At 75.1% G+C, this 24881-nt stretch carries 21 protein-coding genes and 1 pseudogene; 13 read left to right on the forward strand and 9 right to left on the reverse strand.

The features are described from left to right. Nucleotides 1-39: 39 nt before the first annotated feature. The 9 genes and pseudogenes from ACI798_RS08530 (at nucleotide 40) to ACI798_RS08570 (ending at nucleotide 8557) form a co-directional block, all read left to right on the forward strand. Nucleotides 40-969: a sugar phosphate isomerase/epimerase family protein gene (locus tag ACI798_RS08530; protein WP_457047693.1), complete on the forward strand. Its 930-nt coding sequence runs from the start codon at nucleotides 40-42 to the stop codon at nucleotides 967-969. A 160-nt stretch (nucleotides 970-1129) separates the two neighbouring features. Then, nucleotides 1130-2314, forward strand: a complete 1185-nt coding sequence (locus ACI798_RS08535; RefSeq protein ID WP_457047694.1) for a YVTN family beta-propeller repeat protein — start codon at nucleotides 1130-1132, stop codon at nucleotides 2312-2314. Nucleotides 2315-2472: 158 nt separating this feature from the next. Then, a complete protein-coding gene (locus ACI798_RS08540) occupies nucleotides 2473-3264 on the forward strand; it encodes an ABC transporter ATP-binding protein (protein ID WP_456939296.1) in 792 nt (263 codons plus the stop codon). Next, nucleotides 3252-4145: an ABC transporter ATP-binding protein gene (locus ACI798_RS08545; RefSeq protein ID WP_456939295.1), complete on the forward strand. Its 894-nt coding sequence runs from the start codon at nucleotides 3252-3254 to the stop codon at nucleotides 4143-4145. The genes ACI798_RS08540 and ACI798_RS08545 overlap by 13 nt, the downstream gene beginning before the upstream one ends. Further along, complete coding sequence (locus tag ACI798_RS08550; RefSeq protein ID WP_456939294.1) at nucleotides 4142-5032, forward strand: branched-chain amino acid ABC transporter permease; 891 nt, start codon at nucleotides 4142-4144, stop codon at nucleotides 5030-5032. Before ACI798_RS08545 ends, ACI798_RS08550 begins: the two co-directional genes overlap by 4 nt. Then, entirely contained in the window at nucleotides 5025-6260 is a 1236-nt protein-coding gene (locus tag ACI798_RS08555) for a branched-chain amino acid ABC transporter permease (RefSeq protein ID WP_456939293.1), read from the forward strand. Before ACI798_RS08550 ends, ACI798_RS08555 begins: the two co-directional genes overlap by 8 nt. A gap of 8 nt (nucleotides 6261-6268) precedes the next feature. Next, nucleotides 6269-7498, forward strand: coding sequence for an ABC transporter substrate-binding protein (locus ACI798_RS08560; RefSeq protein ID WP_456939292.1), 1230 nt, complete (start codon nucleotides 6269-6271; stop codon nucleotides 7496-7498). 417 nt (nucleotides 7499-7915) lie between these two features. Beyond that, nucleotides 7916-8002, forward strand: a pseudogene (locus ACI798_RS08565) (alpha/beta fold hydrolase); the annotation flags it as partial. Beyond that, nucleotides 8003-8557 carry a hypothetical protein gene (locus ACI798_RS08570; protein ID WP_457047695.1) on the forward strand — a complete coding sequence of 185 codons (555 nt, stop codon included), beginning with the start codon at nucleotides 8003-8005 and terminating at the stop codon, nucleotides 8555-8557. A gap of 9 nt (nucleotides 8558-8566) precedes the next feature. On the opposite strand, the gene ACI798_RS08575 is transcribed toward ACI798_RS08570, so the two are convergent. Both ACI798_RS08575 and ACI798_RS08580 read right to left on the reverse strand, forming a co-directional pair. Beyond that, nucleotides 8567-9727, reverse strand: coding sequence for an acyl-CoA dehydrogenase family protein (locus ACI798_RS08575; RefSeq protein WP_457047696.1), 1161 nt, complete (start codon nucleotides 9725-9727; stop codon nucleotides 8567-8569). Further along, entirely contained in the window at nucleotides 9724-11271 is a 1548-nt protein-coding gene (locus tag ACI798_RS08580; protein WP_456939289.1) for an acyl-CoA synthetase, read from the reverse strand. The genes ACI798_RS08575 and ACI798_RS08580 overlap by 4 nt, the downstream gene beginning before the upstream one ends. A gap of 121 nt (nucleotides 11272-11392) precedes the next feature. Here ACI798_RS08580 and ACI798_RS08585 point away from each other — a divergent pair, with 121 nt between their 5' ends. Beyond that, nucleotides 11393-12064, forward strand: a complete 672-nt coding sequence (locus ACI798_RS08585; RefSeq protein WP_456939288.1) for a TetR/AcrR family transcriptional regulator — start codon at nucleotides 11393-11395, stop codon at nucleotides 12062-12064. On the opposite strand, the gene ACI798_RS08590 is transcribed toward ACI798_RS08585, so the two are convergent. From ACI798_RS08590 to ACI798_RS08620, 7 genes are read right to left on the reverse strand one after another with little or no spacing between them, the layout of a single operon-like run. Beyond that, nucleotides 12054-12821: an enoyl-CoA hydratase-related protein gene (locus tag ACI798_RS08590; protein ID WP_457047697.1), complete on the reverse strand. Its 768-nt coding sequence runs from the start codon at nucleotides 12819-12821 to the stop codon at nucleotides 12054-12056. The genes ACI798_RS08585 and ACI798_RS08590 overlap by 11 nt on opposite strands. After that, nucleotides 12814-14412: an AMP-binding protein gene (locus ACI798_RS08595; protein WP_457047698.1), complete on the reverse strand. Its 1599-nt coding sequence runs from the start codon at nucleotides 14410-14412 to the stop codon at nucleotides 12814-12816. The genes ACI798_RS08590 and ACI798_RS08595 overlap by 8 nt, the downstream gene beginning before the upstream one ends. Beyond that, nucleotides 14402-16441, reverse strand: a complete 2040-nt coding sequence (locus ACI798_RS08600; protein WP_457047699.1) for an ATP-binding protein — start codon at nucleotides 16439-16441, stop codon at nucleotides 14402-14404. Before ACI798_RS08600 ends, ACI798_RS08595 begins: the two co-directional genes overlap by 11 nt. Further along, the gene (locus ACI798_RS08605; RefSeq protein ID WP_456939284.1) at nucleotides 16438-18018 is read right to left on the reverse strand and encodes an acyl-CoA carboxylase subunit beta; all 1581 of its coding nucleotides are present in this window, start codon (nucleotides 18016-18018) and stop codon (nucleotides 16438-16440) included. The genes ACI798_RS08600 and ACI798_RS08605 overlap by 4 nt, the downstream gene beginning before the upstream one ends. Beyond that, complete coding sequence (locus ACI798_RS08610; RefSeq protein WP_457047700.1) at nucleotides 18015-19799, reverse strand: acyclic terpene utilization AtuA family protein; 1785 nt, start codon at nucleotides 19797-19799, stop codon at nucleotides 18015-18017. Before ACI798_RS08610 ends, ACI798_RS08605 begins: the two co-directional genes overlap by 4 nt. Then, nucleotides 19796-20602: a TIGR03084 family metal-binding protein gene (locus ACI798_RS08615; protein WP_457047701.1), complete on the reverse strand. Its 807-nt coding sequence runs from the start codon at nucleotides 20600-20602 to the stop codon at nucleotides 19796-19798. Before ACI798_RS08615 ends, ACI798_RS08610 begins: the two co-directional genes overlap by 4 nt. Then, the gene (locus ACI798_RS08620) at nucleotides 20599-21744 is read right to left on the reverse strand and encodes an acyl-CoA dehydrogenase family protein (protein WP_457047702.1); all 1146 of its coding nucleotides are present in this window, start codon (nucleotides 21742-21744) and stop codon (nucleotides 20599-20601) included. Before ACI798_RS08620 ends, ACI798_RS08615 begins: the two co-directional genes overlap by 4 nt. A gap of 119 nt (nucleotides 21745-21863) precedes the next feature. Here ACI798_RS08620 and ACI798_RS08625 point away from each other — a divergent pair, with 119 nt between their 5' ends. The 3 genes from ACI798_RS08625 to ACI798_RS08635 are packed head-to-tail and all read left to right on the forward strand — an operon-like array spanning nucleotide 21864 to nucleotide 24858. Then, nucleotides 21864-22886, forward strand: a complete 1023-nt coding sequence (locus ACI798_RS08625; protein ID WP_457047703.1) for an LLM class F420-dependent oxidoreductase — start codon at nucleotides 21864-21866, stop codon at nucleotides 22884-22886. A gap of 36 nt (nucleotides 22887-22922) precedes the next feature. After that, nucleotides 22923-23774 (forward strand): patatin-like phospholipase family protein, encoded by an 852-nt coding sequence (locus ACI798_RS08630; RefSeq protein ID WP_457047704.1) that lies wholly within the window; start codon nucleotides 22923-22925, stop codon nucleotides 23772-23774. A gap of 1 nt (nucleotide 23775) precedes the next feature. Next, nucleotides 23776-24858 (forward strand): lysophospholipid acyltransferase family protein, encoded by a 1083-nt coding sequence (locus tag ACI798_RS08635; RefSeq protein ID WP_457047705.1) that lies wholly within the window; start codon nucleotides 23776-23778, stop codon nucleotides 24856-24858. The last annotated feature ends 23 nt before the right edge of the window (nucleotides 24859-24881 follow it).

Consider the following 24881-nt stretch of genomic DNA (forward strand, 5'->3'; position numbering starts at 1 on the left):
GGACGTGCGCCGTCACTCCCGAGAGGACCGATCGACCCCGTGAGAGACCTGCGTTACCTGACGCGAGCCGTCCTGTTGGCCGCCCTGTCCGCACTCCTGTTCGTGGGCCTCGTCGGCCCCGCGAACGCCGCCCCCTCCACCGCCGGCCACACCGGCGCCGACTGCGCCCGGGTGCCGCTGAACAAGATCTCGATCCAGCTCTACACCTTCGCGGACTACATCAGCTCTGGCGACGAGCAGCAGCGCCACGAGGAGGTCCTGAGCCGGCTGGCCGACATGGGCTACCGCAACGTCGAGCCGTACACCCTCAGCGGCTGGTCCGCCGAGGAGTATCGGGCCCTGCTCGACCGGTACGGCCTCAAGGCGTCGGCCCGGCACGTCGACGTCGGCACGCACACGAAGCCGGCCGACATCGCGCAGATCCTCGAGGACAACCGCGTCCTCGGGATCAAGTACTTCGGCTCCGGCAGCAGCGCCGGCGCCCCGTGGACGCAGCCGCTGCCGACCGAGGCCGACTGGGTCGCCTACGCCGAGTACCTGGACGCCGTCGGCGAGCAGGCGCGCAAGGCCGGGCAGACGCTGATGATCCACAACCACGACTTCGAGTTCACGCGGGTCTTCGGCGACCGCACCGCCTTCGACATCCTGATGCAGCACACCCAGGCGAAGAACGTCGTCTCCCAGCTCGACCTGTACTGGGTCTCCTACGCGGGCCTCGACCCGGTCGAGGTGATCGAGGAGTACGGCAACCGGATCCAGCTGTTCCACGTCAAGGACCTGCGGGGGACGGACCGCCGGATCGAGATCGTGGGTCGCGGCACCATCGACTTCCCGTCGATCTTCGCCGCGGCCGGCGGCAGCACGAAGTACTACGTCGTCGAGCACGACCCGCGCTTCGGTGACCCGACGTTCAAGCCGTTCGAGGTCGCGCAGGAGGGCTTCGAGTACCTCACCTGCACGAACGACTGACGCCCGGCACCTGACGAGGGGCGGTCCCGGGTCTCCGGGGCCGCCCCTCCCGCGTCTCGGCGGGCCGGCGCGTCCGCCCCCCTTGTCCCGGTCCGCGGGCGCCCCGACGATGCATCCCCTGCGACACGCACACCCGGACGGTGGACGGGGGTGATCCGTCATGGGGCAGGACCACGCGGTCGTGCACGGGAGACACCGCCTGCGGCGGGCCCGCCGGCGCGGGGTCGCGCTGGGCCTCGGCCTGGCGCTCCTCGCGGCGGCGGTGGTGGTCGGCGTGCTCCTCTGGCCCGGCGGCGCAGAGACCCTCGAGCAGCAGGCGGACGCGGGCGCGACCCCGGCCGGCGCCGGGGGGCACGCGCACGGCGAGGACGCCGACACGACGTCGAGCCCCACCCCGTCGTCGGGCCCCGCACCCCCTTCGGCCGCCAGCGCCGCCACCCCGGGGGTCGGCCCCGCGGTCCCGGTCGGCTCGTCGCCGCACCACCTGGCGCTCACCCCCGACGGCCGCTCCGCCTACGTCGCCGACCCCGTCCAGGGCGCCGTCCTCCGCCTCGATCCCGGCACGGCCGCGGTGACGGCGACCATCCCGGTGCCGCAGGCGCCGCCGCAGATGGTCACCACCTCCCCGGACGGGACCCGCGTCTTCGTCTCCGCCTACGACGAGGAGTTCGCCACCGACGTCGTCGTCACCATCGACACCGCCACCGACACCGTGGTCGGCGCCGTGCCGGTGGGCCGCGGCCCGTACGCGATGGCGACCGACCCCGGCGGCCGGCTGCTCTACGTGCCCTACTACGACGAGGACCACCTCGACGTCCTCGACGCCGCCACCGGGGCGCTGGTGGACCGGGTCGACGTCGCGCCGTCCCCGCACTGGGTCGCCTTCGCGCCCGACCGCCGGGCCGTCTACGTCACCAACCACTTCTCCGACGTGGTGACCGTCCTGTCCCTCGACGACCGCCGGGTCCTGGGGACGATCCCCGTCAGCGACGGGCCGCACGCCCTGGAGACCTCGCCGGACGGGACGCGGATCGCGGTGGTCGGCTTCATCAGCGACGACGTCACGATCCTCGACCCGGCGACGGACGCCGTGGTGGCCACCGTGTCCGGCGTGGGCGCCGGGCCGCAGGACGTCACCTGGGCCCCGGACGGGCGCCACCTCTACACCGCCAACGTGGAGGACGGCACCGTGGCGGTGGTCGACACCGCCACCGGCGCCGTCACGGCGCGGATCCCCACCGGGACCGACCCGACGAGCGTCACGGTCACCCCGGACGGGCGCCGGTTGCTCGTCACCAACTCCGGCGACGGCACCGTCCGCGTCCTCGACGCCGCCGGGACCTGACCGCACCCGGCCCCGCACCGGTCGGCCGGACCGGGCGGTGTCGTATCACCGGCAGGTCACGGTTCCTCCCGGTCCGGAACCGCGATCTTGACGTGCCCCCTATCGTCCGTCCGCATGTGGCACATCTCACAGGGGGTGCTCCGGGGGCGGGGGGCGCCGTGCTGACCGTCGACCGGCTGCAGGTGAGCTACGGCGGCGCCGTCCAGGCCGTCCGGGGCGTGTCGATGGAGGTCCCCGACGGCTCGGTCGTGGCCGTGCTCGGGAGCAACGGCGCGGGCAAGACCACGCTGCTGCGCACCGTCTCCGGGACGCTGCGGTTGCACAGCGGCCGGGTCGACGGCGGTACGGTGCGCTTCGAGGACACCGACCTCACCCGCCGCGACCCGGGACAGATCGTGCGCCGGGGCGTGGTCCAGGTCCCGGAGGGGCGGCGGATCTTCGGCCGGCTCACCGTCGAGGAGAACCTGCGCGCCGGCGGGATGGGCAACCGCGACCGCGCCGCGAAGGCCCGGGCGGTGACCCGCGTGCACGACCTGTTCCCGGTGCTGCGCGACCGCGCCGGGCAGCGCGCCGGGCTGCTGTCCGGCGGGGAGCAGCAGATGCTGGCCATCGGCCGCGCGCTCATGGCCAGCCCGCGGCTGCTGCTGCTCGACGAGCCGTCCCTGGGCCTGGCCCCCCGCGTCATCGGCCAGATCGGCGAGGTGATCGCCGAGATCAACCGCCAGGGGACGTCGGTGCTGCTGGTCGAGCAGAACGCGACGATGGCCCTCGGCGTCGCCGACCGCGCCTACGTCCTCGACGTCGGCGAGGTGTCCCTGTCCGGCGACGCCCGCGAGCTCGCCGCCACCGACGAGGTGCAGCGGCTCTACCTCGGCCACAGCGGGGCCGAGCCCGCCGCCGAGCGCGTCGAGCGGGCGCCCCGCCGCACCCTCTCGCGGTGGACGGCGTGACCGCGGCGACCACCCGGGACGACGTCCCGCCGGTCGAGGTGGACGGCGTGAGCGTCGCCTTCGGCGCGATCAAGGCGCTCAACGACGTCTCGTTCACCGTCGTCCCGGGCTCCATCCACGCCGTGATCGGGCCCAACGGCGCCGGGAAGTCGACGCTGTTCAACGTCCTCTCCGGTGTCTACCGGGCCAGCGCCGGGGAGGTGCGCTTCGGCGAGGCCCGCCTCAACGCGATGCGGCCGTTCCAGATCGCCGGCGTCGGCGTGGCCCGCGCGTTCCAGAACATCGCGCTGTCGGGCACGCAGACGGTGGCCGAGAACCTCATGCTCGGCCGCCACCACCTCACGAAGGCGGGCTTCCTGTCCTCCGGGCTGCGGTTGCCGCGGGCCACCCGGGAGGGGCGCGTCCACGGCGAGCGCATCCGCGAGATCGCCGAGTTCCTCGACCTCGGCGCCAAGCTGCACACCCCCGTCGGCGTGCTGTCCTACGGCGACCAGAAGCGGGTCGAGGTGGCCCGGGCGCTGTGCATCGAGCCGCGGCTGCTGCTGCTCGACGAGCCGGTCGCCGGGATGAACGCGCAGGAGACCGACCGGATGGCCGACGCCATCCGGGAGATCCGCTCGGCGCTGGGGATCTCGGTCATCCTCGTCGAGCACGACATGGGGATGGTCATGTCGCTGGCCGACCGGGTGACCGTCCTCGACTTCGGCCGCCGCATCGCCGACGGCACCCCGGCGCAGGTCCAGTCCGACCCCGAGGTCATCCGCGCCTACCTCGGCTCGGGCACCGAGGTCGGCCCCGCCGAGGCCGCCGCCCAGCACACCGCCGCCCCGCAGCCCACCGAGGGCGCCACCGCCACCGACGCCCCGGGGAGCCGGCCGTGACCCAGTTCCTGTCCCTGCTGCTCAACGGCATCTCGCTGGGCGCCATCTACGCGCTGATCGCGCTCGGCTTCGTGATCATCTTCAAGGCCAGCGAGGTGGTCAGCTTCACCCACGGGTCGCTGCTGCTGCTCGGCGCCTACACGATCGCCCGGCTGTCGGGCCCGATCGGCTTCCTGCCCGCGGTGCTCGTCGGCGTCGGGTTCACGGCGCTGGCGGCGTTCCTCGTCGAGCGGCTGGTCATCAACCAGCTCCGCGGGGCCCCGGTGATCAGCCTGGCGATCGTCACCATCGGCGTCGACATCATCATCCTGACCGAGCTCATCCGGCAGATCGGCCCGGACATCCTCAACGTCCCGCACCCGTGGGGCGGCGACTCGGTCCGCATCGGCAGCGTGGGCATCAGCGAGAACCGGCTGATCGCCATGGGCGTGGCCGGGATCCTCATCGTCGCGTTCTTCGTCGCCTTCAAGTACTCCAGCTGGGGCGTGGCGATGCGTGCCTCGGCCGAGGACGGTGAGGCGGCCGCGCTCATGGGCATCCGGCAGGGCCGGGTGTCGGCGCTGGCCTGGATCGTCGCCGGGGTGCTCGCCGCGGTGGCGGCGCTGTTCCTCGTGGGCGCCCCGACGCCGGGTGTGAGCGCCGCGGCCTACACGGTCGCGCTGCGCGCGTTCCCCGCGGCGATCCTCGGTGGCCTGGACTCCACCGGCGGCGCGCTGGTCGGCGGGCTGCTCATCGGGATCACCGAGGCGCTGGTGGCCGGTTACCAGGAGGAGCTGTCCTTCCTCGGCCGTGGGTTCGGCGAGGTCGCGCCCTACGTCGTGATGATCATCGTGCTGCTCGTCCGCCCCTCCGGCCTGTTCGGGACCAAGGAGCTGACACGTGTCTGACACCCTCTCCGCCCCCGCCGGGGCCCGGCGGACCGCGGCCGCGGGCACGTCCGGGGCCGGCCGCTCGCCGCTGCAGCGGTGGCTCCGGCCGGTGCTGCTCGTGGCGGCCCTCGTCGTGCTGCTGGTGCTCCCGCTGTACGTCGAGGAGTTCTGGCTGCGCACCGGCTTCGCCGTCGCCGGCGCGATCGTCGGTGCGATCGGGCTGAACCTGCTGGTCGGCACCAGCGGCCAGCTGTCGCTGGCGCACGCCTTCTTCCTCGCCGTCGGCGCGACCACCTACACCTACGTCTCCGGCGAGTCCGGCGGCCTGGGAACCCGGGCGGCGCTGCGCGGGCTGGAGCTGCCGCCGATCGTCGGCATGGTGCTCGGCGTGCTGCTCGCCGGCCTCGCCGGCCTGCTGTTCAGCCCCATCGCGGCCCGTCTGCGCGGCATCTACCTCGGCGTCGCCTCGCTCGGGCTGGTGTTCATCGGCGTCCACGTGCTCAACACCTGGACCCCGGTCACCGGCGGGTTCAACGGCCGCTCGGTGCCGGAGTTCTCGCTGTTCGGCTTCAGCTTCGGCAACAGCGACCCCACGCTGTTCGTCCTCGGCGTGCCCTACCGGGAGGCCGAGCGGCTCTGGTACCTCGGCATCGTCCTGGCGCTGGCGGCCTACGTCTTCGCCCGCAACCTGTTGCGCAGCCGGCCCGGCCGGGCGCTGGAGACGCTGCGCGACAGCGAGGTCGCCGCCTCGGTCATGGGCGTCAACGTGCAGGCCTACAAGGCGCGGGTGTTCATGGTCAGCTCCATGTACGCCGGGCTGTCCGGGGTGATGTACGCGCTGTCGATCGGCAGCATCGCGCCGGAGTCCTTCGGCCTGACGGTCTCGGTGCTGTACCTGGCGATGATCGTGCTGGGTGGGCTCGGCTCGGTGGGCGGCGCGGCGCTGGGCGCGGCGTTCGTCACCGCCCTGCCGCTGGTGTTCCAGCAGTTCGCCGACGTGCTGCCGCTCGTCAGCGCGCCCGGCGAGGGCGGCATCGCCGCCGGCACCGCCGCCCGCTACCTGTTCGGCCTGGCGATCGTGCTCGTCGTCCTCTTCGAGCCCGGCGGCCTGGTCGGGATCGCCCACCGCTTCCGCCGCCGGGGACGCAGACCCGGCCGCGGATCCCCGAGCGCCACACCGGGCTCGGGTGCGTCCAGCACCGTCCCCGAACCGTCCGATCCACCAGCGCAAGGGAGCGCCAGATGAGAGCAGCAGTGCGTCTGCGGGGGGCCACCGTCCTGGCCGCCGTCACCGTCGTCGTCGTCAGCGGCTGCAGCACCCGGGCCGAGGACAGCGGCGGCGGTGGGGGAGGCGAGGGCGGCGGCGACGTCGCCACCGACGTCGGCGTGGAGGACACCACCATCCGACTCGGGGTGCTCACCGACCTGACCGGCGTCTTCGCCGCGCTCGGCCAGGACATCACCAACGGCAACACCCTGTACTGGGAGGACAACCAGGTCTGCGACACCTACGACGTCGAGCTCGACGTCCAGGACACCGGCTACGTGCCGCAGACCGGCGTGCAGCTCTACAGCGCGATGGAGCCCAACGTGCTGGCGATGCAGCAGACGATCGGGTCGCCGATCAACACCGCGCTGGCCGGGGACTACGAGAGCGACCAGATCGTCAACTTCCCGTCGGCCTGGGCGCGCACGCTCACCGAGATCCCCGGCACCGGCGTCCTCGGCGCCACCTACGACGTCGAGATCGCCAACGGCTACCAGTACCTGTTCGACCAGGGGCTGCTGCAGGACGGCGCCACCGTCGGGCACATCTACTTCGAGGGCGAGTACGGGGAGAACGGCCTGGCCGGCACCGAGGCCGTCGCGGAGGCCCGCGGCCTGGAGGTGATCCCGGCGCAGATCAAGTCCACCGACCAGGACATGTCCGCCCAGGTCACCCAGTTCGCCTCGGCCGGCGTCGACGCGATCGTGCTCACCGTCGCGCCCACGCAGACCGCCTCGGTGGCCGCGGTGGCGCAGGCCCAGGGCCTCGACGTCCCGATCCTGGGCAGCAACCCGGTGTTCGCGCCGGGCCTGCTGCAGGGCGCGTCGGCGCAGTGGCTCAAGGACCACCTCTACGTGGCCTCGCCGGTCACCGCGTGGGACGCCCAGCCCGAGCTGCTCGAGCAGTACGAGGCGGCCTACCCGAACGTCACGCCGAGCCTCGGCGCGATCTTCGGCTACGCGATGGGCGACGTGATGAACCAGGTGCTCGACGCCGCCTGCGAGAGCGGCGACCTGACCCGCGAGGGCCTCGTCGCGGCGTTCGGCGAGCTGGAGGACGTCGACACCGGCGGCCTGCTGGTGCCGATCAACGGGTTCGAGACCGGCGTCTCGCCGAGCACGCAGAGCCTCATCCTGCGGCCGGCCGACGTCCCCGGCGGCGCCGAGGTCGTCCAGGAGGCGTTCGAGGGCGAGCTCGCCGCCCAGCTGGCCGGCTGAACCGCCGGACCCGCGCCCGGCGCCCGTCCCCTCCGGGGGGCGGGCGCCGGGCGCGTCCTCGTCGGCGGCCGGCCGTGGGGGAGCACGCGTCCGTGACGGCGGAGCACGACGACGCCCCTCCCGCGCCGGTGTCCCCGGCCGACGACACCCTGCGACTGCTGCGGACCGGGGCGGGGCCGGTCAGCTGCGCCGACGGCGGGAGCGGGACGCCCGCGGTCGTGTTCGTCGGCGGCGCGGGCGGCCCGGCGGTGACCTGGGAGCCGGTCCGCGCGCGGGTGGCCGGGACGACCCGGGCCCTGGCGTTCGACCGGCCGGGCTACGGGGAGAGCCCGCGGCGCCGCGGCGGTCCGCTCACCTCGCCCCGGCGGATGGCCGCGGAGCTCTCCGACGTCCTCGCGGCGGCGGGGACCCCGACCCCCGTGGTGCTGGTCGCACTCCTTCGGCGGCTTCGTCGCGCGCGCGTTCGCGGCCGCGCACCCGGAGGCGGTCGCGGGCCTGGTGCTGGTGGACGCCACGCACGAGGAGGAGTGGACCGACCGCTACCCGGAGGCGCACCGCCGCGGCCTCGCCCTCGCGGCCCGCTCCCTCGGTGCCCTCGCGGCCCGCTCCCTCGGTGCCCTCGCCGTGGCCTCAGCCGTGGGTGTGCCGCAGCTGCTGGCCCGGCTGCCGTTCGTGCCGCTGGGGAGCGTGGACCGGCTGCCGCAGCCGTACCGCGCGCGGGCGCGCCGGCTGGGGGCCCGCCGCGGCAGCCTGCGCACCGCCGCTGCGGAGTTCGCCGGCATGGAGGCGGCCGCCCGGGAGATGGCCGACGTGGGCGGTCTCGGCGACCTGCCGCTCGTCGTCCTCGCGCACGGCCGGCCCGGGCCCGTGGCGCCCGGGGTGTCCGCGGCGGAGGCCGCGGAGATCGAGCGGCCGGCGCAGGACTCCCAGCGCTCGCTCGCCGCACTGTCCACCCGCGGCCGGCTCGTCGTCGCCGACACCGGGCACGACGTCCACGTGGACGCCCCGGAGGTCGTCGTCCGCGCGGTGCTCGACCTGCTGGACGAGCTGCGGCGGTGAGGGAGCGGCCTACAGGCCCAGCCGCTTGGCGATGACCTCGTTCATGATCTCGGTGGTCCCGCCGCCGATGCCGAGGATGCGGGCGTCGCGGTAGTGCCGCTCCACCTCCGACTCCCGCATGTAGCCCAGCCCGCCGAAGACCTGCACCGCCGCGTCGACCACGGAGTCGCAGGCGGCCACCGCGGTGTTCTTGGCCATCGACACCTCGGTCACGACGTCCTCGCCGGCGAGCCAGCGCTGCATCACCGCGCGGGTGTAGGTGCGCGCGACGTCCACCTCCCGGGCCATCTCGGCCAGCTTGTGCCGGATGACCTGCCGGGAGGACAGCGGCCGGCCGAACGTGGACCGCTGCCGCACCCAGTCCAGCGCGAGGTCCAGGCAGCGGGCGGCGGTGGCGTACGCCTGCACCGCCAGGCTCAGCCGCTCGGACTGGAACTGCCGCATGATCTGCACGAAGCCGCTGCCCTCGGCGCCGACCAGGTTGGCCGCCGGCACCCGGACGCCGGTGAAGGACAGCTCCGCGGTGTCCGAGCAGCGCCAGCCCATCTTGTCCAGCCGCCGGCCGACGGTGAACCCCGGCGTCCCCGTGTCGACCACCAGCAGCGAGATGCCGGCGTGGCCCGGGCCGCCGGTGCGGACGGCGGTGGTGACGAAGTCGGCCCGCACGCCGCTGGTGATGTAGGTCTTGGCGCCGTCGACCACATACTCGTCGCCGTCGCGCACCGCCCGGGTCCGCAGCGACGCGACGTCGGAGCCGGCGTCGGGCTCGGTGACGCCGAGGGAGCCGATGAGCTCGCCGGCCAGCGTCGGGCGGACGTAGCGGTCGACCAGCACGGGGGAACCGTCGGCCACGACGTGCGGCAGCGCGATCCCGTGCGTGAACAGGCTCGCCGCCACCCCGGTCGACCCGCCGCCGAGCAGCAGCTCCTCGGTGACGATCGCCGAGTCGATCGCGTCGCCGCCCCCGCCGCCGACCTCCTCCGGGAACGCGACGCCGAGCAGCCCGGCGGCGGCCGCCCGGCGGTGCAGCTCCCGCGGCAGCTCGCCGGCGGTCTCCCACTCCTCGACGTGCGGCGCGACCTCGCGGGCGACGAAGTCGCGGGCCAGCCGCCGCAGCGCGACCCGCTCGGGGGTGGTCCACGGGTCGGCGGCGGGCGCGGCCGTCGTCACCGCTGCACGGCCTCCTCGGCGCCGCCGTACTCCTTGCGCAGCGTCGTCTTGAGCACCTTGCCGGTCGCGTTGCGCGGCAGTTCGGGCACGAACTCCACCCGGGTCGGACACTTGAAGTGGGCCAGCCGCTCGCGCGCGTAGCCGAGCAGCGCGTCCGCGTCGGCCCCGGCGCCCTCGGCCAGCGCCACGACGGCGACCGGCGTCTCGCCCCAGCGCGGGTCGGGCACCCCGACGACGGCGACCTCGCGCACCGCCGGGTGCCGGTAGAGCACCTGCTCGACCTCGATCGGGTACACGTTCTCGCCGCCCGAGATGATCATGTCCTTCTTGCGGTCGACGAGGGTGACGAAGCCCTCGGCGTCCATCCGGCCCAGGTCGCCGGTGTGGAACCAGCCGTTGCGGAAGGCCTCCGCCGTCGCCTCGGGCAGGCCCCAGTAGCCGGCGAACACGTTGGGCCCCCGCACCACCAGCTCGCCGACGACGTCGGTGGCGACGTCCCGGTCGTCCTCGTCGACGATCCGCGCCTCCACGTGCATGAGCGCCCGGCCGATCGACCCGGCCTTCTCCTTGACGTGGTCGGCGTCGAGGATCGACACCGCCGGTGCGGTCTCGGTCATGCCGAAGCCCTCCTGGAAGGGCAGGCCCTTGCCCTGGAAGAACTCGATGACCGGCAGCGGGCACGGCGCGCCGCCGGTGACGGCCAGCTCCAGCGCCGACAGGTCGTGCCGGTCGAAGTCGGGGACCGCGGTCAGCGCGGCCCACATGGCCGGGACGAGGAACTGCACCGTCGCCCGCGACCGCGCCATCGCCTCGAGGGTCTGCGACGGGTCGAACGACGGCAGGACCACGTTGGTGCCGCCCAGGTAGAGCAGCGGCAGCGTGTGCACGCCGAGCCCGCCGATGTGGAACATCGGCGCGACCGTCACGGTCACGTCGCTCTCCTTGAGCCCGCGGCCGAACGACAGGACGTTGACGACGTTCCAGAAGTGGTTGTCGTGGGTGAGCATCGCGCCCTTGGGGCGGCCGGTCGTGCCGGAGGTGTACATCAGGCAGGACAGGTCACTGCCGGCGACGTCGGTGCCGAGCGCCCGCGGCTCGCCGGACGCCAGCAGCGGCTCGAAGGGGAGCTCGCCGTCGCCGGCTTCGCCGTCGGCGACGACCCGGTGGCGCACGCGGACGCCCTCGCCGCCCAGCGCGGCACGGGCGACCGGCGCCAGCGGCCCGGACCAGACGAAGACGTCGGCGCCGGAGTCGGCGAGCAGGTAGGCGACCTCCGGCGGCGCCAGGCGCAGGTTCATCGGCACGAAGACCGCGCCGAGCTTGGCGGTGGCGAACATCGTCTCGAGGAAGGCGGGGCTGTTGAGCAGCAGCCCGGCGACCCGGTCGCCCTGGCGGACGCCGAGGTCGCGCAGCGCGCGGGCGAGGGAGTCGGTGCGCCGGTCGAAGTCGGTGTAGGTGAGCCGCCGGTCCCCGAACACCAGGGCGGTGCGGTCCCCGGAGAGGAACGCCCGCCGCGTCGGCCAGCTGCCGATGCCCCTGTCCATGTCTGCCCTCTCCCGCGCTGCTGTGGTCCGGGTCACGGAGTCTGGCGAGGACCTGACGCGGTCGTCAACTGCCTGCGGCCTGTGTCAGGCTGCCCGGGCCCGAGGACGCGGAGGTGGGGCGATGACCGGCACGCAGGCAGGCGCGCAGCAGGACCAGCTCCCCGTGACCGACCGGGGACGGCGCACCCGGGCCGCGCTGCTGCAGGCCGGCCGCGAGCTGTTCGAGGAGCGCGGGTTCGCCGACGTCCGGATCGACGCGGTGTCCGAGCGGGCCGGCGTCTCGCACGGCACCTTCTACACCTGGTTCGACTCCAAGGAGTCGCTGCTGCGGGCGATCGTCGCGGTCGTGGTGGAGGACCTGTTCACCGCCACCGCGGTGGGCCCGCGGCTACCGGCCGACGCACCCTACGAGCGGATCGAGGCGGCCAACCGGCTGTACCTCACGGCGGTCACCCGGCACGCCCGGATCCTGCGCGTCCTGGACTCGCTGGCCGACACCCGCGAGGAGTTCCGGCGGCTGCGGGTCGACGTCCGGGAGGCGTTCGTGCGGCGCGGCATGGAGGGCCTGGAGCGGCTGCAGGAGCTGGGGCTGGCCGACGCCTCCCTGCCGCCGCGCGCGGCGGCCAGCGCGCTCGGGGCGATGGTCGAGTCGTTCGCGCACCTGTGGCAGGACCCGGTGGAGGACCTCGACGAGGACGCCGCCGTCGAGGTGCTCACCCGGCTGTGGGCCGGCGCCATCGGCCTGCCGGCCTCGGCCTGGCCCGACGGCGGCGCCGGCCGGCCTAGCCGGTGACCCAGGAGGGGCGGCGCTTCCCCAGCAGCGCGGCGACGCCCTCGCGCGCCTCGGCTGAGCCGAACCGCTCCGCCGACAGCGCGGCCATCCGGCGGAGGTCCTCCTGCAGGTCGGCGCCGGGCAGCTCGCGCAGCAGTCGCTTGGTGACGGCGAGCGCCTCCGGTGCGCCCAGCGCGAGCTGACCGACGAGGTCGTCGACCGTGGCGTCGAGGTCGCCGTCGGCCACCGCGCGGTCGAGCAGGCCGGCCTCCCGGGCGCGGGCGCCGTCGAAGGGCTCGCCGGTGAGGAACAGCTCGCGCGCCGCCCGCGGGTCCATGCGCCGCAGGCAGGGGACGGCGATGACCGCCGGCGCCACCCCGATGCGGACCTCGCTGAAGCCGAACGTCGCCCCGGCGAGGCCCACGGTGAGGTCGCAGGCCGCGATCAGCCCGAGGCCCCCGGCGCGGGCGGCGCCGTTGACCCGCGCCACCACGGGCTTCGGCCCCTCCATCAGCAGGGTGAGGACCTCCGGCAGGCCGACCGGCCCGGGACCGCCGCCGGCGCGCTGCTCCTTGAGGTCGGCGCCGGAGCAGAACACCGGCCCGGCGCCGGTCAGCACCAGCACCCGCACCGCGTCGTCGGCGAGCGCCTCCCGCAGCGCGGCGTGCAGCTGCTCGAGCAGGGCGCGGGACAGCGCGTTGCGGTTCGTGGGGGAGTCCAGCGTCACCACCGCCGCCGGCCCGCGACGGGCGACGGTGACCAGGGGCGCGTCAGCCACGGAACTCGTCGCGCAGCTCGTGCTTCTGGATCTTGCCGGTGGCGGTCTTCGGCAGCCCGGTGCGGACCTCGATCCGCTTGGGCACCTGGAAGCCGGCCAGGTGCGCCCGGCAGTGGGCGAGCAGCCGTTCCGCGAGCGCGGCGGGGTCGGCGTCCGGGTCGGCCGGCACGACGACGCCGGTGACCGCCTCGCCCCAGCGGTCGTCCGGGACGCCGATCACCGCGGCCTCGACGATCTCCGGGGACGCCAGCAGTACCCGCTCCACCTCGACGGAGGAGACGTTCTCCCCGCCGGTCTTCACCATGTCCTTGACCCGGTCGGTGAACCACACGACGCCCTCGTCGTCGAGGTGGCCGACGTCGCCGGAGTGGAACCAGCCGTGCGCGAACGCGGCGGTGTTCGCCGCCGGGTCGTTCCAGTACCCGCTCATCACGTGCGGGCCGCGGTAGACGATCTCCCCGGTCTCACCCGGCGGCAGCAGCCGGCCCGCCGGGTCCATGACGCGGGTGTCGACGGTGACCGTCGACGGCCCCCACGACGCCGCCTTCGTCTCCTGGTGCGAGGGCCACTGGAACACCGTCGCCGGCACGCACTCGGTCTGCCCCGAGCCCAGCAGCACCCTCGCGTTCGGGAACGCGGCGGCGATCGCGGTGATCCGCTCCTGCGGCATCGGGGCCATCGCGTAGATGCACAGCTGCACCGAGGACAGATCCCGCGTCCGGATGCCCGGGGCGGCGAGCAGCGCGGCGTACATCATCGGCAGCAGCATCAGGTGGGTCGCCCGGCGGCGCTCGACCACCTCGAGGAAGGCCTCGGGGTCGAAGCCGCCGGGCAGGACCGCGGTGCCCCCGGTGAGCAGGACCGGCAGCAGCAGGGTGTCCAGCGCGGTGGTGTGGAACAGCGGCAGCACGATCGGCAGGACGGAGAACTCGTCGCCGCGCCGGTGGCCGACCTGCAGCGCGTTGCTCAGCACGCCGACGTGCACCGCCAGGTGGCTGGTCAGCACGCCCTTGGGCCGCGCGGTGGTGCCCGAGGTGTACAGGCAGTGCACGGTGTCGCGGTCGTCGACGATCACCTGCACCGGCGTCGGGTCGGCGGCGACGTCGTCCCACCGCAGCACGTCGCGCCCGGCGACCTGCGCCGGGGCGTCCCCGGTGACGACCACCCGGGTGACCGCGGGGAGCCCGGGCAGCACGGCCTCGAGCAGCGGCAGGAACACCGGGTCGGCGACGACGGTCTCCGTGCCGGAGTCGGCGAGGATCCACCCGACGTCCTCGGGCGCCAGCATCAGGTTGACCGGCAGCGCGACCAGCCCGGCCTTGGCGCAGCCGAAGAAGCTCGCGGCGAAGCGCCACGAGTTGCCGAGCAGGAAGGCCACCGGCTCCTGGTGGCGCACGCCGGCGTCGAGCAGGCCGCGGCCGAACGCCTCGGCGGCGGCGTCGAGGCGGGCGTAGGTGACCTCCTCCTCGCCGTCGACGATCGCGGTGCGGCCGGGGAACAGCTGCGCGGAGCGGGTCAGCACGTCGCCCACCGAGAACCGGGTGGCGAGGTTGAGCTCCAGGGGGTCGATGCCGGACAGGTCAGGACGCACCGCGGTCTCCTCCGCTCTCGGGGGCTGTCGGGCTGACGACCGCGAGCACCGCGCCCGTCTCCACCTGCGCGCCCACGTCGGCGGGCAGGGAGGTGACCACCCCGTCGGCCGGCGCGACCACGGGGTGCTCCATCTTCATGGCCTCGAGGACCAGCACCAGCTGCCCGGCGCGGACCTCGTCGCCCTCGGCCACGGCCACCCGCGTGACCGCGCCGGGCATGGTCGCGGTGAGCGAGCCGGGCGCCACCGCGGCGGACGACTCGGGGAAGCGCGGCAGCTCGGTGAACGCCGTCGCGCCGTCGGGGCCGTCGACGAAGCTGCGGTCGCCGTCGACGTGCACCTCGTAGGCGCCGCGCAGCCCGCCGGTCTCGACGTCGAGCCGGACCCGGCCCGGGCCGGTCACCTCCGTGCCGAGGACGAGGAGGTCCACCGGCTCGCCGTCGACGTCGGCGGTCACGCCGTCGCGGTGCAGGCGGTAGTGCACGGTGCCGGCGTCGAACGCGGTGGTCTGCGGCATCGTGGGGTTGTTGCGCCAGCCCGAGGGCAGCCCGGCCAGCACCGGCGCGGCCGCCCGCCGCAGCGCCGCCCCGGCCAGCGCGGCGGCGACGGCGTGCACGCGGCGGCCGGCGTCGTCGACCAGCGGGGCGGCGAGGACGTCGAGGCCGTGCCGGTCCAGGAAGCCGGTGTCGGTCTCGCCGGCGAGGAAGGCCGGGTGCCGCAGCACGCGGACGAGCAGGTCGCGGTTGGTGACCGGCCCGTGCAGCCGGGCCCGGGCGAGCGCGCCGGCCAGCGCCAGCGCGGCCGACGAGCGGTCCGGTGCCCAGGCGACGACCTTGGCGAGCATCGGGTCGTAGTGCACGCCGACGTCGTCGCCCGTGCGGAAGCCGCTGTCCAGCCGGACTCCCGGCCCGGGCGGCGTGCGGAACTCCGCGTCGGCCGGCACCGAGAAATCGGCCAGCCGGCCCGACTGCGGCAGCCAGTCGCGCGCCGGGTCCTCGGCGTAGAGGCGCACCTCGACCGCGGCGCCGGACAGGGTGGGGGAGACCGCCTCCGGGGGCAGCGGGCGGCCGGCGGCGACGTCGAACTGCAGGCGCACCAGGTCCAGGCCGGTGACCGCCTCGGTGACCGGGTGCTCGACCTGCAGCCGGGTGTTCATCTCGAGGAACCAGAAGTCCCCGCCCTCGTCGAGCAGGAACTCCACGGTGCCGGCGCCGACGTAGCCGATCGCCCGCGCGGCGGCCACGGCGGCGTCCTGCAGCCGCCGGCGGAGCTCCGGCCCGACGGCGGGGGAGGGCGCCTCCTCGACCACCTTCTGGTGCCGGCGCTGGATGGAGCACTCCCGCTCGAACAGCGCCACCGTCGTCCCGTGCCGGTCGCCGAACACCTGCACCTCGACGTGCCGCGGGCGCTCGACCAGCCGCTCGAGGAACACCGTGCCGTCGCCGAACGCCGACGCCGCCTCCCGGCCGGCGCCCTCCACCGCCTCGGCCAGCTCGCCGGCGTCGCGGACGGTCCGCATGCCGCGCCCGCCGCCGCCGAAGGACGCCTTCACCAGCAGCGGGTAGCCGACCTCGTCGGCGGCCTTGGCCAGGGTGTCGCCGGACAGGCCCGTGGCGTCCACGCTCGGCAGCACGGGCACCCCGGCCCGGCCCATGAGCTCCTTGGCGGTGAGCTTGCTGCCCATCGCCCGCACGGCGTCGGGCCCGGGCCCGACGAACACCAGCCCGGCGTCCTCGACGGCGCGGGCGAAGTCGGCGTTCTCGGACAGGAAGCCGTAGCCGGGGTGCACGCAGTCGGCGCCGGCGCGCAGCGCGGCGGCCACCACGAGGTCGGCGCGCAGGTAGGTCTCGGCGGGCGTGCTGCCCGGCAGCCGCACCGCGACGTCGGCCTCGGCCACGAACGGCGCCCCGGCGTCGGCGTCGGAGTACACGGCGACGGTCCGCAGGCCCATGGCGCGGGCGGTGCGGAACACCCGCCGGGCGATCTCGCCGCGGTTGGCGACCAGCACGCAGGTGAGCGCGCGGGTCACAGCCGGAACACCCCCCATCCGTCGTGCAGTCCTCTCACCGGGGCGTTGTGGACCGCCGACAGGGCGAGGCCGAGGACGGTGCGGGTGTCGCGGGGGTCGATGATCCCGTCGTCGTAGAGCCGGCCGGAGAGGAACAGCGCCAGCGACTCCGTCTCGATCTGCTGCTCCACCGCGGCGCGCATCGCGGCCGCGGCCTCCTCGTCGTAGTCCCGGCCGCGGGCCCGGGCGCTGGCCCGGCCGACGATGTCGAGGACGCCGGCCAGCTGCGCCGGGCCCATGACCGCGCTCTTGGCGTTGGGCCAGGTGAACAGGAAGCGGGGCTCGTAGGCCCGGCCGCACATGCCGTAGTTGCCGGCGCCGTAGGAGGCGCCGATGTTGACGGTCAGGTGCGGGACGGTGCTGTTGGAGACCGCGTTGATCATCTGCGAGCCGGCCTTGATGATCCCGTCCTGCTCGTACTCGGTGCCGACCATGTAGCCGGTGGTGTTCTGCAGGAACAGCAGCGGGGTGTCGGTCTGGTTGGCCAGCTGGATGAACTGCGCGGCCTTCTCGGCGTCCTGCCGGAACAGCACGCCGCGGGCGTTGGCCAGCACGCCGACCGGGTAGCCGTGGATGCTCGCCCAGCCGGTGACCAGCGAGGTGCCGTAGAGCGGCTTGTGCTCGTCGAACCGGCTGCCGTCGACGACCCGGGCCAGGACGTCGCGCGGGTCCAGCGGCTGCCGCAGGTCGGCCGGGGCGAGGTCGAGCAGCTCCTCCGGGTCGTGCAGCGGCGGGTCGGCCGGCCGGGAGGGGCCGGGGCCCTGCTTGCGCCAGTTGAGGTTCCGCACGATCCGCCGGCCGATCCGGATGGCGTCGACCTCGTCGACGGCGAGGTGGTCGGCGCTGCCGGAGACCCGCGCGTGCATCGCCGCGCCGCCGAGGGACTCCTCGTCGGCCTCCTCGCCGGTGGCCATCTTCACCAGCGGCGGCCCGGCGAGGAACACCTTGCTGCGGTCCTCGATCATCACGACGTGGTCGCTCATCCCGGGCACGTAGGCGCCGCCGGCGGTGCTGTTGCCGAACACGAGCGCGACGGTCGGGATGCCCGCGGCCGAGAGCCGGGTGAGGTCGCGGAAGCCGCGGCCGCCGGGGATGAAGATCTCCGACTGGGTGGGCAGGTCGGCGCCGCCGGACTCCACGAGGCTGACGAACGGCAGCCGGTTGACCCGCGCGACGTCGTGCGCCCGGGCGGACTTGCGCAGCGTGTACGGGTTGGACGTGCCGCCGCGGACGGTGGGGTCGTTGGCCGACACCACGACCTCGACGCCCTCGACGACGCCGATGCCGGTGACCGTGCTCGCCCCGACCGGGAAGTCGGTGCCCCACGCGGCGTAGGGGGACAGCTCCAGGAACGGGCTGTCCCGGTCCAGCAGCAGCTCGATCCGCTCGCGCGCGGTGAGCTTGCCGCGCTGCCGGTGCCGCGCCAGCGCCTTCTCCCCGCCGCCGGCGGTGGCCAGCCGGAGCTGCTCCTCCAGCTCGGCCAGCCGCTCCAGCATCGCCGCGCGGTTGCCCGCGGCCCGCTCGTCCAGGACGGTCACGCATCCACCTCCGGGGGCAGCAGGCGCTCGGGGACGTCGACCACGCGGGAGCGCAGCCACTCGCCCACGGCCTTGGCCTGCGGGTCGAACCGGGTGCCCGCGGCGACGCCGTCGCCGAGCAGCCCGGGCAGTTGGAACAGCAGCGCCCGCAGCCCGGGCAGCAGCTCGCGGGTGACCGGCAGCGCGGCGGCCTCGGGGAGCAGCGCGCGCAGCCGGTCGGGGGTGAGGAAGGCGGCCAGCCAGGCGAAGCCGTCGTCGTCACGGGCCCAGACGCCGAGGGTCGCCGCGCCGCCCTTGTCGCCGCTGCGCGCGCCGGCGACCCGGCCGAGCGGGACGCGGCGCGTCGGCCCGTCGTCGTCCCACGCGGGCGGCCCGGCCGGCTCCGGGACGTCGGCGGCCGCCGCGGCGGGGACGGCGGAGGGCAGGGTCTCGGTGCTCCCGTCCGGCAGCCCGACCACCTGCGGCACCTCCTCGGCGGGCACCCAGGCGGCGGAGTAGACGCCGTAGGGGGACGGGCTCGGCGGCGCCGAGGTGGCGTGGAAGCCGGGGATGCTGGCCAGGCCGAGCTCGACCACCGGCACGGTGAACGCCTTGCCCACCTTGCGGCGGTCGCGGTCCTTGACCGTGACGTGCAGCAGCGCCGCGGCCTCCTCCTGCACGCCGGCGTCGGGGGAGTCGGTGCGGGCGAGGGTGACGGTGACGTCCTCGATGCCCGCGAGCGCCGGGGCGAGCTGGCGGCGCAGCAGCTCCGCCTTGCGCTCGACCTCCAGGCCGGTCAGCGGCAGCGTCATCGCGTTGCGGAAGCCGCCGAGCCGGTTGACCGCGACCTTGAGCAGCCCCTGGGGCGGCAGCCCGCGGGCGCCGGACACCTCCACCCGGTCCGGGCCGGCCTGCCGCAGCCGCAGCGTGTCGAAGCGGGTGACGACGTCCGGCCCGCCGTAGCGGCTGCCGGTGAGCTCGTAGAGCAGCTGCTCGGTGACCGTCCCGACCGTCACCGCACCGCCGGTGCCGGGGTGCTTGGTGATCACCGATGTGCCGTCGGCGGCGATCTCGGCGAGCGGGAAGCCGACGTGGTCGAGTGCCGCGGGGTCGGCGTCGAGCAGCTCGGCGAAGAAGCTGTGGTTGCCGCCGGTGGCCTGCGCGCCGCACTCGAGCACGTGCCCGGCCACGGTCGCGCCGGCCAGCGCGTCGAGGTCAGCCGCGCCCCGGTCGTCGCCGCCCCAGCCGTGGTGCCACGCTGCCGGCCCGACGACGAGGCTCGCGTCGGTGACCCGGCCGGTGACGACGACGTCGGCGCCGGCCTGCAGCGCCCGCACGATGCCGCGGCAACCGAGGTAGGCGTTGGCGGTGAGCGCGTCCTCGACGTCGCGGTCACCCGGCGGGCGGTCGCCGGCGCGCAGCCGGCCGCGCAGCTCGCCGAGGCGGGGGAGCAGATCGTCGCCGCTCACGGTGGCCACCCGCACCGGCAGCCCGAGCCGCTCCCCGAGCCCGCTGACGGCGGCGGCCAGGCCCTGCGGGTTCAGCCCGCCGGCGTTGGCCACGATGCGGACGCCGCGCTCCAGCGCGGTGCCCAGGCACTCCTCGAGCTGGGACAGGAAGCTGCGCGCCCAGCCGGCCGCCGGGTCCTCGGCCTTCTGCCGGCCGAGGATGAGCATGGTCAGCTCGGCCAGGTAGTCGCCGGTGAGGACGTCGACCTCGCCGCCGTCGAGCATCTCGCGCATGGCGGCGTGCCGGTCGCCGTAGAACCCGGACACGTTGGCCACCCGCAGGGGAGCCGTCACCGCGGTGCCCCGCCCCGTGGCTCCCGCCCGGCGCCGGGCGGTCCGGCGAAGGCCTGCGCGATGTCCGCCCACTCCCGCGCGGCCGGGCCCGTGACCTCGAGGTCGAGGTCGTCGCGGTGCCGGCGCTGGGTGACCAGCAGGCAGAAGTCCAGCGCGGTCCCGCGGACGACGTCGGCGGCGTCCTCGGGCCCCCAGGTCCAGCGCTCGCCGCCGGGGCCGGTGAGCTCGACCCGCACCGGGCGGTCGGGCGCCGGCAGGCCGCGGACGGCGTAGGCGAACGGCCGGGCGCGGACGCCGATCTCGGCGACCGACCGCAGCCGGGCGGTCGGCTCCCGGGTCTGGCCGAGCGCGTCGACGACGTCCTGCCCGTGCGCCCAGGTCTCCATCAGCCGGGCGGTGACGAACGACGCCGGGCTCATCGGCGGCCCGAACCACGGCACCCGCACGCCGGGGTCGGCCGCGCGCAGGGCCGCGGCCAGCGCCGCCCGGCCGGACCGCCAGGCGGCCAGCACGTCGGCCGGGGCATCGGCGCGGCCCTCGCGGGTCAGCCGCTCCACGTAGTCGCCCGCGCCGTCGCCGAGTCCGGCCACCAGCGCGGTGAACCCGGCGGGGTCGGTGACGGCGAGCAGCGCGTCCCGGTCGAAGAACCGCAGGTGGTTGACGGTGTCGCGGACGTCCCAGCCGGCCGCGGGGGTGGAGGTGAGCCAGGCGTCGTCGTCGAGCGGAGCGACGCGCGCGTCGAGGTCGGCGGACTCGGCCTCGAGGTCGTCGACCAGCGCCTGCAGCAGCGGGGCGCCGCTCACGCGTCGAACCCGTCCATCCGGGCCAGCACCTGCAGCATCACCTCGTCGGCGCCGCCGCCGATCGAGGCCAGCCGGCTGTCCCGGAAGAACCGGGAGGTCCAGGTCTCCTCCATGTAGCCCGTGCCGCCGTGGAACTGCAGGCACGCGTCGGCCACCTCGCGCAGCAGCCGGCCGGCGGTCAGCTTGGCCACCGTGGCCGCCCGGGTGGTGTCCTCGCCGTCCACGTACGCCTGCGCGCACGCGTAGTTGTGCGACTGCAGCAGGTCGACCTGCGCCGACAGCTCGGTCAGCCGGAAGACGACGTACTGGTTGGCCGCGAGCGGCCGGCCGAACGCCTGCCGCTGCTGCAGGTACCGGCGGGTGCGCTCCAGCGCGTGCCGGCAGCTGCCGACCGCGCCGTAGGCGGCGAACATCCGCTCGACGACGAACTGCGCCATCTGCTGCTGGAAGCCGCGGCCGATCGTGCCGATGGTGTTCGACACCGGCACCCGGACGTCGTCGAAGAACAGCTCGGCGGTGTCGGAGGAGCGGTTGCCGAGCTTGTCCAGCTTCCGGGAGACGGAGAAGCCGGGGGTGTCGGTGGGGACGACGATCTGGCTCATCCCGCGGTGGCCGCCCTCGTCGGAGGTGCGGGCCAGCAGGCACAGCCAGTCGGCCTGGGTGCCGTTGGTGATGTACAGCTTGCTGCCGTTGATGACCCACTCGTCGCCGTCCCGCACCGCGCGGGTGCGCAGCCCGGCGACGTCGGAGCCGGCGCCGGGCTCGGTGACGGCGATCGAGCAGACCGCGGTGCCGCGGATGGCCGGCTCCAGGTAGCGGCGCTTGAGCTCGTCACTGCCGAACTCGTGCAGCGACGGCGTGGCCATCATCGTCTGCACGCCGATCGCCATCGGGACGCCGGCGCACCCGGACCGGTGCAGCTCCTCGCAGAGGATCACGCTGAACAGGTGGTCGGCGCCCTGCCCGCCGTACTCGGGGTCGTACTCCAGGCCCAGCAGGCCGAGCTCGCCGAGCTTGGGGAACAGCTCGTGCGCCGGGAAGGTGCCGGCCCGCTCCCACTCGTCGACGTGCGGGGCGATCTCCCGCTCGACGACGTCGCGCACCGTCTTCCGGAAGGCGGCGTGCTCGCTGGTGAAGCGCATGGGGAACCCCCGGCGGAGGCGGCGCGGCGCGGGCCGCGGCCGGACTTGACGACAGCGTCAGGTCTATCAGGATGGTGTGACCTGCACAACGATCGGCAGGGTCGACGGGAGGACGGGCGATGAGGCTGGGGCTGTCACTGGGCTACTGGGGCGCCGGCCCGCCGCCCGGCCAGGCCGAGCTGGTCGCGCTCGCCGAGGACCTCGGCTTCGACTCGGTCTGGACGGCGGAGGCCTACGGGTCCGACGCGCTCACCCCGCTGGCGTGGCTCGGCAGCCGGACGACGCGGCTGCGGCTGGGCACCGGCGTCGTCCAGGTGTCCGCGCGCACCCCGACCGCCACCGCCATGGCCGCGCTGACGCTGGACCACCTCTCCGGCGGCCGCTTCGTCCTCGGCCTCGGCGTCTCCGGCCCGCAGGTGGTCGAGGGCTGGTACGGCCAGCCCTATCCGCGGCCGCTGGCCCGGACCCGCGAGTACGTGGCGGTGCTCCGGCAGGCCTTCGCCCGCGAGGTGGTCCGCCTCGACGGCGAGCAGTACCGCATCCCGTTCCCCGGCGGCACCGGGCTGGGCAAGGCGCTGCGGCCGACCGTCCACCCGCTGCGGGCCGACCTCCCGGTGCTGCTCGCCGCGGAGGGCCCGAAGAACGTCGCGCTGGCCGCGGAGGTCGCCGACGGCTGGATCCCGCTGTTCTACTCACCGCACGACGACGCGCACTACCGCGCGGCGCTCGCCGAGGGCTTCGCCCGGCCGGGCGCCCACCGGACCGCGGACGACTTCGAGGTGGCCTGCACGGTGCCGGTGGAGGTCGACGACGACGTCGACGCCGCGGCCGACCGGGTGCGCCCGATGCTCGCCCTCTACGTCGGCGGGATGGGCGCGCGCGGGGTGAACTTCCACTACGAGGTCTTCGCCCGGATGGGGTTCGAGGCCGAGTGCGCCCGCATCCAGGAGCTCTACCTCTCCGGCGCGAAGGCCGAGGCCGTCGCGGCCGTGCCGCTCGCGATGGTCGAGAAGGTCGCCCTCGTCGGGCCGCGCGCCAAGATCGCCGACGACCTCGCGGCGTGGGAGGCCTCGCTGGTGACCACGATGCTGGTCTCCGGGTCGCCGGAGACGCTGCGGACGATGGCCGAGCTGGCCGGCTGAGTGGCGGTGCGCCGCCCGGGTGCCACGATGCGGGGTGTGGCAGCGACCGGCGGCACCGCGTTCGTCCTCGGCGGCGGGGGAGTGCTCGGCGCGGCCGAGGTCGGCATGCTGCAGGCGCTGCTCGAGCGCGGCGTCCGGCCCGACCTGGTGGTGGGCACCTCGGTGGGCGCCATCAACGGCGCGTTCGTCGCCGCCGACCCGACGCCGGACGCGGTGGACCGGCTGCGCACGCTGTGGCGGGAGCTGGCCTCGCGGCGGGTGTTCGCCGGGTCGGTGCTGGGCCGGGTCGGCACGCTGGTCCGGACCCGCACGCACCTGCACCCGCGCGAGCCGCTGCGGGAGATGCTCGAGGACGCCCTGCCGGTCCCGACGTTCGAGGAGTTGCGCGTCCCGTTCCAGTGCGTCGCGGCGAGCATCGAGCGGGCCGCCGAGCACTGGTTCGCCGACGGCGACCTGGTCGACGCGGTGCTCGCCTCCAGCGCCGTGCCCGGGCTGCTGCCGCCGGTGGAGATCGGCGGCGAGCACTACCTCGACGGCGGCCTGGTGCACAGCATCCCGGTCGGCCGCGCGGTGACGCTGGGCGCCGCGACGGTGTACGTGCTGCACGTCGGGCGGATCGACCGGCCCCTGTCCCCGCCGTCCCGGCCGTGGGAGGTGGCCACCGTCGCCTTCGAGATCGCCCGCCGGCACCGGTTCACCGCCGACCTCGCCACGCTGCCGGAGGGGGTCACGGTGCACGTGCTGCCCGCGGGAGACCCGGACCCGCCGGGGGCGGCCAACCTGCGCTACCGCGACTTCTCCGGCGTGCCGGCGCGGATCGAGCGGGCGTGCGCCGCGGCGGGGGAGTACCTGGACCGGGTCGCCGCCGGCCGGGGCGGGATGGGCTGAGGTGCTGCCCCCGCGCCGCGTCCGCCGGGTCGCCGGCCCGCTGCTGGTCGGCGTGCTCGCGGTCGCCGTCCTGCTGCTGCCGGTGCTCGTCGTCGGAGCGGTGCTCGTGTCGTTCTTCCTGCCCGGGCGGCTGCGCGCGCTGCGGCTCCTGTGCTTCGGGCTGGTCTACCTCGGCCTCGAGGTGGCCGGGCTGGCCGCCGCGGCGGTGCTGTGGGTGGTGAGTGGCTTCGGCCGCCGGCTGGACTCCCCGCGCTCCCGGGCGGCGCACTACACGGTGCTGCGGGTGCTGCTCGACGTCCTGATGCGGACCGCGCAGCGGCTGTTCGCGCTGCGGCTGGTCACCGACGGCGAGTCCTGGTCGCCGCTGGACGACGGGGTGCCCGGCTCGACCAACGCCATGGTGGTGCTCTCCCGGCACGCCGGCCCCGGCGACTCGTTCCTGTTGGTGCACACGCTCATGGACCGCGACCACCTGCGCCAGCCGCGGATCGTGCTCAAGGACGTGCTGCAGCTGGACCCGCTGGTCGACGTCTACCTCAACCGGCTGCCCAACTCCTTCCTCTCCGCCGACCCGGCGGCCGGGCCGAGCCCGGAGGAGGCCATCGCCGACCTCGCCCGCGACCTCGGCGAGGAGGACGCGCTGCTCATCTTCCCCGAGGGCGCCAACTACACGCCGCGGCGCAAGGTGCGGGCGCTCCAGCGGCTGCGCGAGCGCGGGCACCACGCGGCCGTGCGGCGGGCCGAGGCGATGCGGAACCTGCTGCCCCCGCGCCCCGGCGGCGTGGTCGCTGCGCTGCAGGCCGCGCCGCACGCCGACGTCGTCCTCGTCGCGCACACCGGGCTGGAGCACCTGAGCACGGTCCGGGACGTCTGGCGCGGGCTGCCCATCGACAAGACGCTGCACCTGCGGTGGTGGTTCATCCCGGCCGCGGAGGTGCCGCGGGACGAGGCCGGGCTGACCGACTGGCTCTACCGCTGGTGGGAGACCATCGACGACTGGATCAGCACGACCTCGGCGGCGTCGGGGACGGGGGAGCGGTCCCGGGACGGTCAGATGACCCATGCCCCGCCGCCCCGGGGGTGACCAGCGTGGGGGCCGGCCCACCT

It is taken from the genome of Geodermatophilus sp. SYSU D01045, assembly GCF_054050295.1.

Excerpts from the sequence above, each read along its gene's own strand:
- ACI798_RS08535 (WP_457047694.1), top strand. The coding sequence starts at position 1,130 with ATGGGGCAGGACCACGCGGTCGTGCACGGGAGACACCGCCTGCGGCGG.
- ACI798_RS08580 (WP_456939289.1), bottom strand. The coding sequence starts at position 11,271 with ATGGACAGGGGCATCGGCAGCTGGCCGACGCGGCGGGCGTTCCTCTCC.
- ACI798_RS08585 (WP_456939288.1), top strand. The coding sequence starts at position 11,393 with ATGACCGGCACGCAGGCAGGCGCGCAGCAGGACCAGCTCCCCGTGACC.
- ACI798_RS08620 (WP_457047702.1), bottom strand. The coding sequence starts at position 21,744 with ATGCGCTTCACCAGCGAGCACGCCGCCTTCCGGAAGACGGTGCGCGAC.
- ACI798_RS08625 (WP_457047703.1), top strand. The coding sequence starts at position 21,864 with ATGAGGCTGGGGCTGTCACTGGGCTACTGGGGCGCCGGCCCGCCGCCC.